The following is a 15,992-nucleotide window of genomic DNA, read 5'->3' on the forward strand; positions in this document are numbered from 1 at the left end:
CTTATGCCAAAGTGACCGACCGGTAAGTTACCCGACGTTCAGTTCAGGGGCTGGAGGCACGATGAGCAGCGGGACGCGTTCGTGGTGGGGCTGGGGAAACGTCGAGGACGCGGTCACCGGCGCGGAGCGGGCGGAACTCACTCGGCGCACGGCCGAGTTGCTTCCGCACGCGGATCTGACCCGGCACGAGCCACCTCCGGTTGAGTCGTTCGACCTGGCGCCGAGCCGGGTGACCGCTCCGTCCGCGCTGGCCCGGCTGGCGTCGTACGACACCCGCGACCGGCTGGCGCACAGCCATGGCCAGGCCTTCCGTGACGTCGTCCGCGCGCTGCTCGGGAAGCTGCCCCATGTGCCGGACCTCGTCGTGCGACCCACCTCGGAGACGGAGGTGGTACAGACGCTGGAGTGGTGCGACGGCGCCGGCATCGCGGTCGTCCCCTTCGGCGGCGGCTCCTCCGTGGTGGGAGGCGTCGAAGTCCGTACGGGTGCGGAGTACGCCGGCGTGGTGAGCCTGGATCTCGGCGCACTGGACCGGGTCCTCGAGGTGGACGGCACCAGCCGGGCGGCGCTCGTCCAGGCCGGCGTCCTCGGCCCTCATCTGGAGCGGCAGCTCAGGCCCCATGGGTACACGCTCCGGTTCTTCCCCCAGTCCTTCGAGTTCTCCAGTCTCGGCGGCTGGCTGGCGACCCGGGCCGGCGGTCACTTCGCGACCCGCCTCACGCACATCGACGACCTCACCCAGTCGCTGCGGGTGGTCACACCGGCCGGTGTCGTCGAGAGCCGCCGTCTGCCGGGTTCTGGTGCCGGTCCGTCGCCGGACCGTATGTTCCTCGGTTCCGAGGGAGCGCTCGGGGTCATCACCCAGGCCTGGGTACGCCTTCAGGACCGGCCGCGCTGGCGGGCCGGAGCGTCCGTCGCGTTCAAGGAGTACGAGGCGGGCGTCCGGGCCGTACGGGCCCTCGCACAGTCCGGGCTCGACCCGGCCAACTGCCGGCTGCTGGACCCGATGGAGGCGTTCATCAACGCGGGCAGCCCGGCCTCGGTCCTGGTGCTCGGCTTCGAGTCGGCCGACCACCCCGTCACCGCCTGGATGGAACGCGCGCTGGAACTCTGCCGCGACCACGGCGGCACCCTTCCGGAGCCGCCCCGCTACACCGACACCTCGGACACAGCCGCGCGCACCTCGGCCGCCGACACCTGGCGTTCCTCCTTCCTGCGGATGCCGTACCAGCGGGACGCCCTCGCGGCTCAGGGCATGATCGTGGAGACGTTCGAGACGGCCTGCACCTGGGACAGGTTCGCCGGGCTCCGCGCGGCCGTCGACACCGCGGCCCAGGACGCCATGCGCCAGGTCGGCGCCACGGGTGTCGTGACCTGCCGGTTCACCCATGTCTACCCCGACGGTCCCGCCCCGTACTTCGGGGTCTACGCCGCGGGCGAGTGGGGCAGGACCGTCGAGCAGTGGGACGAGATCAAGCAGGCGGTCTCCGAGGCGCTGATCGCGCACGGCGCCACCATCACCCACCACCACGCGGTGGGCCGGGACCACCGGCCGTGGTACGACCGGCAGCGCCCGGACCTCTTCGCCGCCGCCCTGCGGGCGGGCAAGGCCGTGCTGGACCCGTCCGGGATCCTCAATCCCGGCGTCGTGATCGACCCTCTTCGCTGACCCGGCGCCGCCGGGCCGGCACGGCCCTCGTGCTCACGGCCCGGCTACCAGCCGACGGCGACCAGCAGCCACTGCGGGCTGCCGTGGGAGATGAAGGAGGACTGGCCCGCAACGTCGTCGTAGGGGAAGCCGTAGGCGAGGTTGTTGATGGCGTTGTCGTGCCAGAACTTGGCGTAGTAGTTGGCGGGCGCCGCCTTGTAGTACTGGGCGGGATCGCCCTGTTGGGCGGCCGGCAGGGTCGCCACATGGCGGTTGAGGGCGGCGCACATGTTCGGGTTGCCCGCCAGCGCCGCCGCGCAGCCGAAGATGTCGGAGGTGGCGGCGCTCACGCCGACGGACTGGGCATAGGCGGTGAAGTAGTTGGCGTTGGCGCCGCCGGCCCGGAAGCTCGGGTCGCTGCCGGGCGCGATGATGCGGTACGGGGACTGGGTCTGGGCCAGCACCTTGAACTGGTCAGGAACGGCGGCCGTGAACCGCTGGAAGGTCGTCGCGCGGTCCTCGGCGAAGGTCTGCCGGTTCTCACCGACCTCGGTGTCGTACCCGTCCTTGGAGTGCAGGCGCATCGCCAGTTTGAGACCGAAGGCGTCGACCCTGGTGGTGTTGCCGTTGAAGACGTTGTTGCCGACGGTGAACTCGATGAAGTCGTAGTACGGACCGTTGGGCGAGCCGAGGTAGAAGTACATCCGGCCGGCGGAGTTGGCCGGCATGTCGAGGTAGGGCTGCTCGGCGATGGAGTGGACCTGGCCGTTGAAGCTCCAGTACACCTGGCTGTCGGGGTACTTGCCGTTGGTGCGGTTGAGGACCTTCACCTCCACGGCGTTGTTCGCGGCGGGTATGTCGCCGGTGCTCCCCCAGAAGTCGTCCGGCGGAGTCGTGCTTCCGGGCCCGTACACCTGGAACTCCCAGAGGGAGTAGCCGTACGGGGTGGCTCGCGTCGTTCCGAGGACGCGCACGTATCTGCCGCTGCCGGTGATGTTGAGGTTCTGGGTGCCACCGGTGCCGGTCGTCGTGGAGTACACGGTGGCCCAGGTGTTCGCGTCGCTGGAGGTCTGGATCTGGAAGGCGGTGGCGTAGGCGGCCTCCCAGTTGAGGCTGACGCGGGTGAGCTGCTGGACCGACCCGAGGTCGACGCGCAGCCACTGCGGGTCGGAGAAGGCCGAGGACCAGCGGGTGCCGGTGTTGCCGTCGACCGCGGCCCCGGCCGGGAAGGAGCCGTTCTCGACCGAGGAGGCTGCGGCGGGCCGTCCCTGGGACAGCAGTTGGTCGGCGGCGTGCGCCGGTGACGGGCTCAGGAAGGCGACACAGGCGGCGAGCAGGACGACGACGAGACCGAGAGCCGTACGGGCCCGTGCGGTGCCGCTCGACGGCCGTTGGGGATGGGCGCTGGCTGATGGCTGCATGTGGGATCTCCTCATGCCGGATCGGCGTGTGTGGGGGCGGAGCAACAGCAGGGAGAGCGCTCTCTCCGGGTTGTATCCCCGCACTCTTCAGACGTCAACAACTGAAGCTGAAATCAACGGAGTTCGGGTGTCAGGCCCAACGGGGCCCCATCCGCCGCCACTCGGCCTCGCCCGACAGGCCGAGGCGTTCGGATCCCGACACCGCGACCGCCTCACGCCGGGCCCCGCATTCAAGAGTTGACCTCTCCGAGGAGCGTGGCGCGGGCGGCGCGGGGACCGGCCGAGCGCATCCCTCTGCGTACGCCCCGCACGTCACCGACTCGCTGTGCCGATCGGGCGTCCGCCGGCCGGGCCCGCGTCCCCGCCCGCGGGGTCTGCGCCGGCCGGGCCTGCGTTTCGGGCGGCGGGGCCTGCGTTTCGGCGAAGGCTCCACGGCACGAGCTGGAGGACACCGAATGCCACCTCAAGGCCGAGGAAGGGCCACAGGATCCGCGACACACCGTGGGCCAGTGCGTACGCCTGCCATGTCGCGAACAGGGCGCGCGCGATGCCGTCGAACAGTCCGTGCTCCGGGAGCGGCCTGACGATGCGCAGAACCGCCCAGACGACCACCACCGACCCCATCAGATTGGCGAACAGGGCTTGCCACGGGTCGAGTTCGGGCAGAGCGCCGAGCCCGAGCGCCTTGCCGCACGACGACAGCGCGTCGTGTACCAGGGTGTAGGTCCACGGAGTCGCGAATCCGGCCGTGACGGCCAGGTCGTACCAGGCGCTCGCGCGTACGACGCGGAGGTAGGCGGGGTGCGCGGGTGTGCGAAGACGGCTCACGGGCAAGGCTCCTGCTGCTCTCGTTGACGGCGACGCCTCACGCTAAACAGTGGAGTAGGGTCCAAGGTCAAGCCCGATATCCGGTGGGAGGGGCATGCGCATCGGTGAGCTTGCGGCCCAGGCAGGCATGACCAGAGACACGATCCGGTTCTACGAGAAGGTCGGCCTTGTCACAGGTCGACGTCTCCCCAACGGGTATCGCGACTTCCCGCCCGAGACGGTGGCCTGGCTCGAATACGTCCGCACCGCCCAGGCGCTCGGATTCTCCCTGGCGGAGATCATGCGGACCGGCGAGACACTGCGCGAAGCACCGGACAGCGCGGAAGCCCTGTCCACGCTCTTCGAGGAGAAGCTTCAGGTCGTCGACGCCCGCATCGCCGAACTGACCAGTCTGCGGGCCGACCTGACCACGCGGATCGGCAGCGGATGCCCACTGCGGGCGGCCGGACAGTAGAAGGCGACCGTGGCCTCGGCCGGCTCAGGTCGATTCCTGGGGACCATCGGACGAGCCCGGTACGACGCCGCCGAGGCAAAGGGCCGCGAGCCGTGGGAGCCGGGCGTGCATCTCGGCGTCGTCGTCGAAGTCGAAGTCCTCGCCCATGTCGGCGCTGTCGTGTTCAGGCCGGTCACGTGAGGCCGCGTACGCGGTCCAGGCCTCGTAGAAGTCCTCTTCGTCGCCGGTGACGCGCCCGAATGCCCGAGCGGCCGCGTAGTTGACGTCCTCGTAGAACAGAGCCTCGTCGCGATGCGCCCCGGCGGCGACCAGCACCGCCGGGTGTTCGGCGAGGCTGTCGGGGTCGGCCGCGGTCTTCTCGTACCAGTCGCGGCCCAGGGCGATGACGCCGGCGCGGAAGTCCATGAAGCTGTCGTCCGAGCAGCCTCCCCCGATGAGGTAGGCGGCCGCCCACACGTCCCATCGGTACACAGCACCCCTCGCCTCGTCGAAGCGCTCCTGGTAGCCCAGGATGTCTTCCTTGGCGCGGGTGGCCAGATGGTCGGTCACCGCTTCGGCGAACGGCTTGTCCGTCGTGGTCGCCGAGCGAGCGGCATCGATGACGGTCCAGAACTCAGAGATGTCCATGACGGGCACTCTGCCGCACAGGTCTGACAGCGCCCTCTTCGCCGACGTCCCGCGCGACGAGCGCGGCACGGCAGACCGGCACGCGCACCCGGACCGGCGTGCGGCGTGGCTGGAATTCGGCGCGGAGGCGGTCGCGCATTTCTGCGGCAACCCGGCGCGCGTGGCGCATGAGGGACTCTTGACACGGAACTGCCGAACTGAAGAGATCGTTCGTGCGATTGTTCGCAGCCGTACACAGATCGCTCCACAAGGGAGAGCACGATGCAATTACCGTTATTCCGGTCCCGCGCCGAGGCGCGCTCCGGCCCCCGCGGATCGCGGCGGACCGCCGTTCTCGCCTCCGTGCTGCTGACGGCCGGCCTGCTGGTGGGTGCCGCTCCTGGCGCGGGTGGCCACTCGGCGCGGGCGGACGACCGGCGGGTCGACCCCTCGTCGGACGGCAGCCTGCCGTTCGCCACCTACAACATGCAGGGTTCCGACCATGGGCTGCCCGCTGCGCTGGCACAACTCCGCCTATCCGGGGCTGTGTCTGACGGGTCTGGGCAACGAGCAGAACGTCCTGGCCCTGGCGTGTGACGACAGTCCCTCCCAGCGGTGGTGGGACAATTCCCGTGGGGTGTCCGAACGCGTGTGGGAGACCGGTGACCAGCGGGTCCGGTTTCGCGCGTGGAACGGCCTCTACCTGGACCAGTTCGGTGAGCCCGGCCGTGACGGCACCCCGCTGACCACCCGTCGGCGCAACGACGTTCCCGCCCAGCGCTGGGACATGGAATACGCCAGCGCGGGCGACAACCTCCTCCGGCTCAAGGCGTTCGGCAGCGGCGGACGGTGCGTCGGCATCGTGGACACCCGTGAGCCTCGGCCGGGCGAACGTTCATTGCTGCACGACTGCGGTGACCGAGGCGCCAGGGACGACGGCACGGGCCACCGCTGGCAGGCGGAGATGTACGGGGACGGCTCCCTCCGCCTCCGCAACGAGGCCGCGCACCAGTGCCTGGTGCCGTCGGCGCGGGAGGCGGCCTACGTGACGATCGAGAACTGCACCGACGGCGCCCGGCAGCGCTGGACGATCGTGCCGTAGCAGTCACCCCACGACCGTGACTCCGCGGCAGCGGGGCGAACGAGGCCTGGGCCGACGTACGCCAGTCGGCCCAGGCCCCAGGCGCGAGCCTCCGCCTCCTCGTCTTCCCCACCCGCGCCCAGCGGCGGACCGGCAGGGAGACGTGTGATCCGTCGGCCCGGGGCCAGAGCGCGTCCCGTACAATTTGGATCCGAACGATCAAGGGAGCGTGCCTGTGCCCGGCCATCGGTCCATCACCGAAGCGGAGAAGCTGGCGGCTGCGAAGCTGGGCGGCATACCGATACACCGCGAGCAGATGGCGGTGGTCGCGAACATCTACCGTGCCGCTTCCGCGGTCCGTCAGCACCTGGAGAACTCGGTGCTGCGCGACGCGGATCTGACGTGGACGTCCTTCGTCGTGCTCTGGGTGGTCTGGGTCTGGGGCGAGTCGGAGACCCGGCATGTCGCCGAGGAGGCCGGGATCTCCAAGGGCACGCTCACCGGCGTGTCCCGGACCCTTGAGGGACGGGGGCTCATGACACGCGCCGGTCATCCGTCCGACGGACGGCTGAAGCTCCTCAGTCTCACCGGCGAAGGCGAGGCGTTGATGCAACGTCTGTTCCCCCGGTTCAACGAGGAGGAGGCATTCGTCGCCTCCCGGCTCAGCGACGAGCAGTGCCGCAGCGTCGCGGAAGGCCTGCGACAGGTCGTGCACCAGGTCGAGGAGGAGGGCGAGGAACGCCGCCTCACCCTCCTCGACGGTGCCGAACCGGCGCGTCGCCGCAGCGGCCGACGCGCGAAGGGCTGAGGGCGAAGAGCCGAGGCCGCCGGGCCGAGGTGACTGACCGACGGCCACTGACCGAGGGCGACGGGCGACGGGCTGAGATCGAGAATGCGACGGAGTCAGTGTCCGCCGCGGGCCGCGTTCACCAGCGCGTCGAACAGGGCCTGCTGGACCGGGTCCTCGTGCGCGGTGTCCTCCGGGTGCCACTGCACGGCGGTGAACCACCCTTCGGAGCCCGCGAGTTCAAGGCCCTCGACGGTCCCGTCCGCCGCGCGTGCGCTGACCGTCAGACCTGAGCCCAGGCGATCGACCCGCTGGTGGTGGTAGCAGGAAGCCTCGGCCTTCTGCACGGCGGTGGCCCGTTCCAGCAGGGTTCCGCGCTCGACGGTCACCGGGTGCACGACGTGCCGGTGTTCGCGCTCGGGGCCGCCCATGTCCTGTTCCAGGGTGCCACCGAGGGCGACGTTGACGGCCTGGAGACCGCGGCACACGGCCAGCAGGGGGAGGCCCAATTCCAGTGTCCTGCTGGCTACTTCGAGGTCGAAGGCGTCTTGGAGGTCGTCGACGTCGTAGACGCTGTCGTGGGTGTCGGCGGCACCGTAGCGGTGCGGAGCGAGGTCGCCGCCGCCGGGGAGCAGGACGCCGTCGAAGCGGGCGAGGCGCCCGGTCACGTCCGTGACGGCTGGATCGGCCGGGTGGATGGTCACCGGTTCGCCGCCAGCCCGCCACACCGCCTCGATCAGGGCACGGGCGTTGACCTCGGCGGCGTACCGCAGCGCGGAGGTCGTCGCGGAGAAGCGGGCCGGAACGGCGATCAGAGGGCGGGTCACAGCTGGATCCAGGTCGTCTTGATCTCGGTGTACTTCTCCAGGGCGTGGGCGGACTTGTCGCGGCCGTTGCCCGACTGCTTCATGCCGCCGAAGGGGACGGTCAGGTCGCCCTCCTCGTAGCAGTTGACCCAGACCGTGCCGGCCTTCAGGGCTCGGGAGACCCGGTGCGCGGTGGAGAGGTCTGAGGTCCACAGGCCCGCCGCGAGCCCGTACTCGGTGTCGTTGGCCAGGCGTACGGCGTCGTCGAGATCGTCGAACGTCAGGACCGCGAGGACCGGGCCGAAGATCTCCTCCCGGGCGAGCCTCATGCCGGGGTTCACCTGGTCGAAGACGGTCGGCTCCAGGAAGCTGCCGCCGGAGTCGGCTCGAGTGCGGGAGCCGCCCGTACGGAGCCGGGCGCCGTCCGCGACGCCGGTGGCGATGTGCTCCTGTACTCGGCCGAGGTGCGCTTCGCCGACCAGCGCGCCCATCTCGGTTGACGGGTCGAGGGGGTCGCCGATCCGCAGGTCCCGTGCGCGTCGTACGACGGACTCGGTGACCTGTTCCGCGATCGAAGTGTGCACGAGCAGCCGGGAGGGGGCGGTGCACATCTCGCCCTGGTTGAAGAAGATGCCCCAGGCCGCGGTGGCGGCCGCCTTCTCCAGGTCGGGTGCGTCGGGAAGGATGATGTTCGGGGATTTGCCGCCCAGTTCGAGCCATACGCGCTTGAGGTTGGAGTCGGCGGCGTAGCGCAGGAAGTGGCGTCCGACGGCGGTGGAACCGGTGAAGGCGAGGACGTCGACGTCCGGGTGGAGGCCGATCGCCCGGCCTGCCACCGGGCCGGTGCCGCCCACGACGTTGAGGACGCCGGGCGGCAGTCCCGCCTCGGTGGCGATCCGGCCCAGGAGGAGCGCGGACAGGGGCGAGTTCTCGGAGGGCTTCAGGACGACCGTGCAGCCGGCGGCGAGGGCCGGGGCGACCTTCCAGCCGGCGAGGGTGAGGGGGAAGTTCCACGGCACGACCGCGCCGACGACACCGGCCGGTTCGCGGGTGACCAGGGCGAGCGCGTCCACGGCGGTGTGCGGGGACTCGTCGGTGAGCTTGTCCGCCAGTTGCCCGTACCAGCGGAAGGTGTTGATCAGGGCGCGGAGCTCGATCTCGTACGCGTCGGTGATCGGCTTGCCCATCTCCAGGCTGACGGTGAGCGCGAGGTCGGCCCTGCGTTCCTGGAGGAGGTCGGCGATGCGCAGCAGCATCGCGCCGCGCCCGGCGGGGGCGAGGCGGGGCCAGGGGCCGGTGTCGAAGGCGCGGCGGGCGGCGGCGACGGCCGCGTCCACCTCGGCGCTGCCCGCGTCGGCGATCCGGGTGAGCACCTGGCCGTCGCGGGGCGAGACGGCGTCGAAGGCCGCTCCCGAGCCGTCCTCGTCGGCGCCGTCGATGTGGTGGGCGCCGGAGAGGCTCAGGGACTTGGCCCGGAGCAGCCACTCCTCGTGGGTGACGGCGAGCATGCGGGACCTCCAAAAGTGATTTGAACTCAAACGGTCGGCCGGACGTGCTGGATCAGCGTCCGGTGGTGCGGTTGCACCCGGAGATCACCACCGCGATGGTGCGGGGCCGGATCGGGACCGGTGGAGCGGAGCGGTCCGCACGCCACGGGGTGGACCCCGCGGGCCGCCGGCGCGGAGCCGGGCCATGGAACTGGAGCCCATGGCCCGACGAGCGCCCACCGGCCGGCCGACGTTTCCCTCGGTCTTACGGCGGACCGGGCCGACTGATACCCGACGGCGGACCGGGCCTGCTGATGCCGGACGGCAACCGGGCCGGCTGACCGGCCCGGCGTGCGTCAGCCGCCGGCCGCCCCGGTTCTGTCGCGGGTGAGCCGTGCCGCCACGACACCCAGGACGAGGACGGCCGGGACGATCAGCTCCAGCACGAGGGCGGTACTGCTCGCGCCCCCGATGAGCGTGGTGAAGTTCTGCACGATCAGCCAGATCGCCACGGCCACACCGAGGGCTCCCAGGGAGGGGGCGATCAGTGTGTTCCACGGCCGGGTGTCCAGGCGTGCACGGCGGAAGAAGACGACCACGGAGACCGAGGTCAGCAGGTACAGGGCCATGATGCCGAGGACGGCCACGCCGCTGCCCCACGAGAAGAGGGTCAGCACCGGATCCTTGCCCGCCAGTGCGAACGGGACGACCAGCAGTACCGCCACGGCCGTCTGGACCCACCCGGCGACGCTGGGCGAGTGGCGGCTGTTGATCGACGACAGCGGGCGGGGCAGCAGTCCGTCGCGGCTGAGCGAGAACAGATAGCGGTTGGCGGAGTTGTGGAAGGCGAGGATGCCGGCGAAGAGGGACGTGGCGAGCAGGACGGGCAGCACGTCGTTGACCCAGGTGCCGAACAGGTCGGCGATGGGCGCGAAGACGAAGCCCGTCGAGTCCCCGCTCTCCAGGGCCTTGCCCGCGGCCCCGGACACCTTCGAGGGGCCGTACGCGGAGACCAGCATCCAGGAGGCGAAGCCGAAGAAGCCGGTGACGAAGGCGACGGCCGTATAGGTGGCCCGCGGGACGGTCTTGCGGGGTTCGCGCGCCTCCTCGCCGTAGATCGCGGTGGCCTCGAAGCCGATCATCGACGCCACGGCGAACATGAGCGCCACTCCCGGTGCGCCCTTGAACGCCGCGCTCGGCGAGAAGGACTGGGTGAAGGCCAGCCCCTCCGGCCCGCCCCCCTTGAAGAAGGTGACCAGCGCGAAGACGGTGAGGATGCTGAACTCCGCCAGGACGAAGACCGCCAGCACCTTCGCGCCCATCTCGATGCCCGCGCTTCCGAGCACCTGGACGATGACCATCGTGACCAGGGCGCACGCCCACCAGGGCACGTCCACCCCGGTGTAGTGCGCGAGCAGGCCGTTGACGGTCGCCCCGTACAGGCCGTACATGGCGGCCTGTATCGCGCAGTAGGCGAACAGCGCGACCCCGGCGCTGCCGGTGCCGACGGTCCGGCCGAGCCCCTTGCCGATGTACGTGTAGAAGGCGCCCGCGTCCACGACGTGCCGGCCCATGGCCACGAAGCCGACGGAGAAGAGCAGTGTGATCAGACCCGCCACCACATAGGCGGCGGGCGCTCCCGCACCGTTGCCGACGCCGACGGCGATGGGGACGGCGCCCGCGACGCCGGTCAGCGGCGCCTGGGCGGAGAGGACGAAGAAGAGGATGCCCAGAACGCCGAGCGAATTGGGCTTGAGCTTGCCTGCCGTGGGGGCGTCGGGCGCGGTCTGATTGACGACCGCAGTCTGACTGTCCACTCGGATCACCTGCCAGTGAGGAAGAGGGATTCGTTTCAGGCCAAACGAGTTGCCTCATACTGGGCTGGAACTATCCGTTTGACAAGGGGCTGGGCCGCGTTTCCTGCCCGGAATGCGAAAGGCCCCGGACGACAGGAGTCCGGGGCCCATGAACGCGCAGGTCAGACAGCTATTCGCGGCCATCGGCGGCGGTGCGACGCTGGGCCTCCAGCAGCCGCAGCAGCGAGCGCAGCTCCTCAATGGCGGCGTCGGTGATCTCGGGGCCGCCGAAGACGAGCTGGTGCAGCACCAGGCCGTCGAGGGCGGCGAAGACGAGCCGGGTCAGCGGCTGCCCGGCGCCGTCGGGCAGCATGCGGGACAGCTCGCGTCCGGTGGCGTCGAAGTACTCGTCGTACAACGCGCGCAGATGCGGCAGCAGTTCGGGGCGGCGCCTGGCCTCCAGGAGCAGCTCGTACTGGAACGACTGAATGTCCGGATCGGCCGTGACCATGTCGGACACCCCCACCGAGAACTCCTCGATGTTGCCTGTGCCGGGTTCGAGCGCGCTGGTGTTCAGGGAGGTGCGGATCGCGTGGGCGACCGCCTCCTCGATGAGCGCGTCCCGTGAACCGAAGTGATGCACGACCAGACCGTGCGTGGTGCCGGCCTCCTCCGCCACGGCCCGGTAGGTGAGCCGGCGCAGCCCGCCCCGGGCCACGACCCGCACCGCGGCGTTGAGCAGGGCTTCGCGGCCCTCCCCGTAGTTCATGCGCCGGCGCGGTTTGCGTTCCTCAGGAGTCTCGGCGGTTTCGGTCATGGCCCCGACCCTACCCGCCTGCTCACGGGGCCCGGCGCGGCCTGGCACGGGCCCTGTGGAGGTGCTCGTGCCGGGCTCCGTGCGCCGCGTTCCTGAGCGGCCTGCCGGGCGGCTCGCGGCGTCCCGCCCGCCGCGGCGCCCTCGTGCGGCGGGCATCAGCGCCGGGGCGGGCGGATGCCGCGGAACTCCCAGTCCCCGCCGAGCGCGGTGGACAGGACCTCTTCGGACTCGGTGGGCTGGGCGCCGACGTCGGCGCGGATCGCGGCCGGGCCGGTCACGACGTGGTTGGTGAGCCGTCCCAGGCCCTCGACCTCGACCTCGACGACGTCACCTGGTTGTACGGGACGGGAGTTGGCCGGGGTGCCGGACAGCAGGACGTCGCCGGGGTACAGGGTGATGGTGCGGGCGATGTCGGCGACGAGATAGTGCATGTCCCACTGCATCTCGTCGGTCGAACCGTCCTGCACCACCTCGCCGTTGACGTACGTGCGCAGGCTCTTGCCGCGGAAGTCCCAGTCGGTGACGAGGCCGGGGCCGAGCGGGCAGAGGGTGTCGGAGCCCTTGACGCGGAGCATGGAGCCCGCGTCGGTGTCCCGGAAGTCGTGCAGGCCGTAGTCGTTGGCGACGGTGTACCCCGCGATGTACTCCCCCGCCTCGGCCGGGGAGATGTTGCGTGCCGTCTTCCCTATGACGATGGCGACCTCGCCCTCGTAGTTGAGCCACTTGCAGCCCTCGGGGCGGACGATGGCGCCCTTGTGGGAGTTGAGGGCCGAGGTCGGCTTGTGGAAGTACGTGGGAGTGGGCGGGAGTTCGATGCCGAACTCGTCCACGCGGCTGCGGTGGTTGAGGTGGACGGCGATCACCTTGGAGGGCACGACCGGGGGCAGGTGGTGCGCTTCCTCGGTCTTGACGCGGCGGCCGTCCCCGGCGACGAGTTCGTCCCCGTCGACGGTGACCTGGACGGCGGCGCCGTCGAGAAGGATGCGGCGGTATTCGGGCATGGCTGCCTTCCTAGGAACGTCGGTGCGGGTTGTGGGGCGCGGCGGTGGCGGGGGTTCCGATGCCGGTCCAGCCGTCGGCAGGACGGTCGAACCAGAGGTGGACCTGGCCGGTGCCGATGGAGTTCTCGTACTCGCCGTACTGGCGGGCCATGGCGACGCAGGCCTGCTCGCCGAGGGCGCCGGCCATCATCAGGTAGTGGAAGAACTTGGCCTCGGGCCTGTACTTCCAGAACTCGTCCATGGTGTCGAGGACCTTGTCGTGGCGGCCCTCCTTGAACCAGGCGATGCGCTCCAGGTCGGCGGCGCGCGCCTCGGGGGTGAAGATGTGCGCCGGGTCGCTGGACTCGTGGTCGCGCAGTTCGCGCAGCGGCCAGAAGGTGTGCGAGAGGGCGCCCGAGGCGATGAGCAGCACCCGGCGGCCGGGGGTCGCGGCGATGCCGTCGGCGAGGGCGCGGCCGAGACGGAGGTGGTCCTCCATGTCTCCGGTCTGGCACACCCCGATGGTCACCCACCGCTTGCCGGGCAGCCCCTCCCCCAGGAATTTCCAGAGGTTGATGGTGGCGTAGTAGACCGGCAGGTACTCGTCGTCGATCGCGGTGATCCAGGTGCCGTGCTTGTCCGCGAACTTCGCGATGTTGTGGGCGAGTTCAGGGTCTCCGGGGTAGTCGTACGGCATCCGGCACATGCCTCGCGGCAGTTCCTCGGAGGTGAACAGGCCGGCCCGGCGCGGCTGGGCGGTGGCGACGAACTCGACGGTGGTCGCCCAGTGCGAGTCGAGGACGACGACGGTGTCGTAGTCGTCGCGCTCGAAGACCTCCTCGCGGAGCTGTTCCAGGCCGGTGACGAGGGTGATCTCCTTGCCCTCGTTCAGCTCCAGCCGGATCTCCTCGGGGAGCACGACGGTGGGGACGTGGGCCAGCAGCCCGGCCCCGACGATCTCACCCATGGTCCTTCCATCCCTTCGGCGCGGTCACGGTGTTCTTCAGGTCGCAGTAGAAGTCGAAGCTCCAGCTGCCGCCCTCGCGGCCGACGCCGGAGTGCCGGGAGCCGCCGAAGGGGGCCTGGAGGTCGCGTACGAAGAAGCAGTTGACCCAGACCGTTCCGGCGACGAGCCGTTCGGTGACGCGTGCGGCGCGGTCCCGGTCGCCGGTGGCGAGGGTGGCGGCGAGCCCGAAGCGGGTGTCGTTGGCGAGGTGGACCGCCTCCTCCTCCGTGGTGAAGGTCTGGAGGGTCAGGACGGGTCCGAAGACCTCCTCCTGGACGATCTCGGAGTCCTGGGCGACGTCGGTGAGGAGGGTCGGCGCGTAGTACCGGCCCTCGCCGCGGTGGCCGCCGATGACCGCGCGGGCGCCCGCGGCGAGGGCGCGCCGCACGAAGCCGTCGATCTTCTCCAGCTGGCGCTCGTGGATGTTCGGGCCGATGTCCGTGGCCTCGTCGCGCGGATCGCCCTGCACGATCGTGGCGGCCTTCTCCGCGAAGCGGCGGGTGAACTCCCCGGCGATGCTCTCCTCGACCAGGACGCGGGTGGCGGCGAGACAGACCTGGCCCGCGTTGTCGTACTGCTCGACGGCGAGGTCGACGGCGAGGTCCAGGTCGGCGTCCGCGAACACCAACAGGGGTGACTTGCCGCCGAGTTCGAGGCTGAGTGGGGTGAGGTTCGCGGCCGCCGACTGCGTGATCCGCTTGGCTGTCGGCACGGAGCCGGTGAAGCTGATGCGGCGCACGTCGGGGTGCGAGGTGAGGGCGTCGCCGATCTCGGACCCGTAGCCCTGGACGACGTTGAGGACGCCGGCGGGCAGTCCGGCCTCGGCCGCGATGTCCGCGAGCAGCGAGGCGGTCAGCGGGGTCCATTCGGCGGGCTTGAGTACGACCGTGTTGCCTGCCGCGAGTGCCGGGGCGACCTTCCAGGTCGACAGCATCAGCGGGGCGTTCCAGGGGGTGATCAGCACCGAGGGGCCGGCCGGGTCCCAGCTGACGTGGTTGGTGTGGCCGCGGGTCTCGAAGTCCTCGTGGTCCAGCTTCAGGAGCCAGTCGGCGAAGAAGCGGAAGTTGTGGGCGACGCGCGGCATCACACCACGGCGGTGGGAGCGCAGCAGGGCGCCGTTATCGGTGGTCTCGACGATCGCCAGGTCCTCGATGCGCTTCTCCACGCCGTCGGCGACGGCGTGCAGGAAGCGGGCGCGTTCGGCGCGGGAGGTGGCGGCCCAGGCGGGGAAGGCGGCCTTCGCGGCGGCCACGGCCGCGGCGGCCTCCCGCTCGGTGCCCCGGGAGATCTCGCCGAGGACGCTGCCGTCGATCGGTGAGACATCGGTGAACGTATGGGCGGAGGCGACGCGTTCGCCGCCGATCCAGTGCCGGGTGTCGACGGCGACCCCGGCCACCGTGAGGGTGTGCTCGGTCATGTCCGGACTCCAAGTCCTGTGGTGGGTGAGGGGGTCACTCGGCGCCGGAGGTGCCGGACTCCAGAAGGCGTCCGCCGTCCCAGACGACGCCGACCTGCCGGTAGTAGGCGGCGATCGGCTCGCGGATCTCCAGGCGTGCCAGTTCCTCGGTGGGCGCCTCGAACAGCGTCAGGTCCGCCTCGCCGACCCAGGGCTGTCCGCCCTCGAAGGAGGCGGCGCCGGTCTCGATCAGTTCGTCGAGCGCGAGGCCCTTGCCCTTCTCGATGGAGGGCAGCCAGCGGTGGTGGGCCATGGGGTGGCCGTTGACGAAGCCGTTGGTCTCGGACGGCTCCCGCAGGGTGACCACGGCCTCGGCGAGGCGCCGGTCGGCGGCGGCGAGGGTGGCTCCGAAGCGGGCGCCGGCCTCGATGCGCGGGGCCGGGCCGTAGGGGTGCGGGCGGGTCTGGTGGATCGACCCGAGCTTCTTGGGGTAACCCTGGTGGAGTCCGCGGGCGATGGCGAAGTCCTTGTCGACCCAGATGTACACACAGCGAGTGTAGGTCTGTCCGCGGTACTTGCAGCGGACGACCGCGAAGGCCTCCTTGTACTGGGCGCGGACCGGGTCGAGCAGTTCCTCGGCCGAGCCGGAGCAGGACTGCCAGTCGGCCCAGATCAGCGCGACCGCGCCCGGGTCCTCGTCGGCCAACTCCAGCGGTTCGGGAAGAAGTTCACGCACACGGGCGGGATCCGTGCGGTACTCGATGGTGAGCAGGTCACCGGAGTAGCGCCACGGCGGCGACGGGATGAGCGACGAGGTGCCGCCGGCCGTCTTGGGGTGGAAGTAGCCACGGACAGGGGACATAGCGGTTCCTTACGCTT

The 15,992-nt window shown here is 70.6% G+C and carries 15 protein-coding genes; 4 read left to right on the forward strand and 11 right to left on the reverse strand.

What is annotated here, in order from left to right; all coding sequences use genetic code 11:
• Positions 1–61 precede the first annotated feature (61 nt).
• Positions 62–1,669, forward strand: coding sequence for an FAD-binding oxidoreductase (locus ABZV42_RS34260; RefSeq protein WP_356055357.1), 1,608 nt, complete (start codon positions 62–64; stop codon positions 1,667–1,669).
• 44 nt (positions 1,670–1,713) lie between these two features.
• On the opposite strand, the gene ABZV42_RS34265 is transcribed toward ABZV42_RS34260, so the two are convergent.
• Together ABZV42_RS34265 and ABZV42_RS34270 are read right to left on the reverse strand one after the other, a co-directional pair.
• Entirely contained in the window at positions 1,714–3,069 is a 1,356-nt protein-coding gene (locus ABZV42_RS34265; protein ID WP_356055359.1) for a beta-1,3-glucanase family protein, read from the reverse strand.
• A gap of 312 nt (positions 3,070–3,381) precedes the next feature.
• Positions 3,382–3,897: a hypothetical protein gene (locus ABZV42_RS34270; RefSeq protein ID WP_356055361.1), complete on the reverse strand. Its 516-nt coding sequence runs from the start codon at positions 3,895–3,897 to the stop codon at positions 3,382–3,384.
• A 94-nt stretch (positions 3,898–3,991) separates the two neighbouring features.
• Between ABZV42_RS34270 and ABZV42_RS34275 the strand changes: the two genes are divergently transcribed.
• Positions 3,992–4,351, forward strand: a complete 360-nt coding sequence (locus tag ABZV42_RS34275; RefSeq protein ID WP_355987081.1) for a MerR family transcriptional regulator — start codon at positions 3,992–3,994, stop codon at positions 4,349–4,351.
• A 24-nt stretch (positions 4,352–4,375) separates the two neighbouring features.
• Here ABZV42_RS34275 and ABZV42_RS34280 read toward each other — a convergent pair whose 3' ends face one another.
• Positions 4,376–4,978, reverse strand: a complete 603-nt coding sequence (locus ABZV42_RS34280; protein WP_356055363.1) for a DUF4240 domain-containing protein — start codon at positions 4,976–4,978, stop codon at positions 4,376–4,378.
• A gap of 481 nt (positions 4,979–5,459) precedes the next feature.
• Between ABZV42_RS34280 and ABZV42_RS34285 the strand changes: the two genes are divergently transcribed.
• Both ABZV42_RS34285 and ABZV42_RS34290 read left to right on the forward strand, forming a co-directional pair.
• Entirely contained in the window at positions 5,460–6,059 is a 600-nt protein-coding gene (locus ABZV42_RS34285; protein ID WP_356055365.1) for an RICIN domain-containing protein, read from the forward strand.
• Positions 6,060–6,273: 214 nt separating this feature from the next.
• A complete protein-coding gene (locus tag ABZV42_RS34290) occupies positions 6,274–6,846 on the forward strand; it encodes a MarR family transcriptional regulator (RefSeq protein ID WP_356055367.1) in 573 nt (190 codons plus the stop codon).
• A gap of 95 nt (positions 6,847–6,941) precedes the next feature.
• Here the strand turns inward: ABZV42_RS34290 and ABZV42_RS34295 are convergent, their stop codons facing one another.
• From ABZV42_RS34295 to ABZV42_RS34330, 8 genes are all read right to left on the reverse strand, one after another.
• A complete protein-coding gene (locus ABZV42_RS34295; RefSeq protein ID WP_356055369.1) occupies positions 6,942–7,652 on the reverse strand; it encodes a gamma-glutamyl-gamma-aminobutyrate hydrolase family protein in 711 nt (236 codons plus the stop codon).
• A complete protein-coding gene (locus tag ABZV42_RS34300; RefSeq protein WP_356055371.1) occupies positions 7,649–9,139 on the reverse strand; it encodes an aldehyde dehydrogenase in 1,491 nt (496 codons plus the stop codon). The genes ABZV42_RS34295 and ABZV42_RS34300 overlap by 4 nt, the downstream gene beginning before the upstream one ends.
• Positions 9,140–9,474: 335 nt before the next feature.
• Entirely contained in the window at positions 9,475–10,935 is a 1,461-nt protein-coding gene (locus ABZV42_RS34305) for an APC family permease (protein WP_355987092.1), read from the reverse strand.
• A 169-nt stretch (positions 10,936–11,104) separates the two neighbouring features.
• Positions 11,105–11,731 (reverse strand): TetR family transcriptional regulator, encoded by a 627-nt coding sequence (locus ABZV42_RS34310; RefSeq protein WP_355987094.1) that lies wholly within the window; start codon positions 11,729–11,731, stop codon positions 11,105–11,107.
• Positions 11,732–11,886: 155 nt separating this feature from the next.
• A complete protein-coding gene (locus tag ABZV42_RS34315; RefSeq protein WP_356055373.1) occupies positions 11,887–12,732 on the reverse strand; it encodes a fumarylacetoacetate hydrolase family protein in 846 nt (281 codons plus the stop codon).
• A 10-nt stretch (positions 12,733–12,742) separates the two neighbouring features.
• Positions 12,743–13,678, reverse strand: a complete 936-nt coding sequence (locus ABZV42_RS34320) for a 3,4-dihydroxyphenylacetate 2,3-dioxygenase (RefSeq protein ID WP_356055375.1) — start codon at positions 13,676–13,678, stop codon at positions 12,743–12,745.
• Positions 13,671–15,134 carry an aldehyde dehydrogenase gene (locus tag ABZV42_RS34325; protein WP_355987100.1) on the reverse strand — a complete coding sequence of 488 codons (1,464 nt, stop codon included), beginning with the start codon at positions 15,132–15,134 and terminating at the stop codon, positions 13,671–13,673. The genes ABZV42_RS34320 and ABZV42_RS34325 overlap by 8 nt, the downstream gene beginning before the upstream one ends.
• Before the next feature lie 34 nt (positions 15,135–15,168).
• Positions 15,169–15,975, reverse strand: coding sequence for an acetoacetate decarboxylase family protein (locus ABZV42_RS34330; protein WP_355987101.1), 807 nt, complete (start codon positions 15,973–15,975; stop codon positions 15,169–15,171).
• Positions 15,976–15,992: the final 17 nt, after the last annotated feature.

It is taken from the genome of Streptomyces sp. NPDC005281, from assembly GCF_040607495.1.
GTDB lineage: Bacteria > Actinomycetota > Actinomycetes > Streptomycetales > Streptomycetaceae > Streptomyces.

Excerpts from the sequence above, each read along its gene's own strand:
- ABZV42_RS34260 (WP_356055357.1), top strand. The coding sequence starts at position 62 with ATGAGCAGCGGGACGCGTTCGTGGTGGGGCTGGGGAAACGTCGAGGAC.
- ABZV42_RS34265 (WP_356055359.1), bottom strand. The coding sequence starts at position 3,069 with ATGCAGCCATCAGCCAGCGCCCATCCCCAACGGCCGTCGAGCGGCACC.
- ABZV42_RS34275 (WP_355987081.1), top strand. The coding sequence starts at position 3,992 with ATGCGCATCGGTGAGCTTGCGGCCCAGGCAGGCATGACCAGAGACACG.
- ABZV42_RS34280 (WP_356055363.1), bottom strand. The coding sequence starts at position 4,978 with ATGGACATCTCTGAGTTCTGGACCGTCATCGATGCCGCTCGCTCGGCG.
- ABZV42_RS34285 (WP_356055365.1), top strand. The coding sequence starts at position 5,460 with ATGGGCTGCCCGCTGCGCTGGCACAACTCCGCCTATCCGGGGCTGTGT.
- ABZV42_RS34300 (WP_356055371.1), bottom strand. The coding sequence starts at position 9,139 with ATGCTCGCCGTCACCCACGAGGAGTGGCTGCTCCGGGCCAAGTCCCTG.
- ABZV42_RS34310 (WP_355987094.1), bottom strand. The coding sequence starts at position 11,731 with ATGACCGAAACCGCCGAGACTCCTGAGGAACGCAAACCGCGCCGGCGC.
- ABZV42_RS34315 (WP_356055373.1), bottom strand. The coding sequence starts at position 12,732 with ATGCCCGAATACCGCCGCATCCTTCTCGACGGCGCCGCCGTCCAGGTC.
- ABZV42_RS34320 (WP_356055375.1), bottom strand. The coding sequence starts at position 13,678 with ATGGGTGAGATCGTCGGGGCCGGGCTGCTGGCCCACGTCCCCACCGTC.
- ABZV42_RS34325 (WP_355987100.1), bottom strand. The coding sequence starts at position 15,134 with ATGACCGAGCACACCCTCACGGTGGCCGGGGTCGCCGTCGACACCCGG.
- ABZV42_RS34330 (WP_355987101.1), bottom strand. The coding sequence starts at position 15,975 with ATGTCCCCTGTCCGTGGCTACTTCCACCCCAAGACGGCCGGCGGCACC.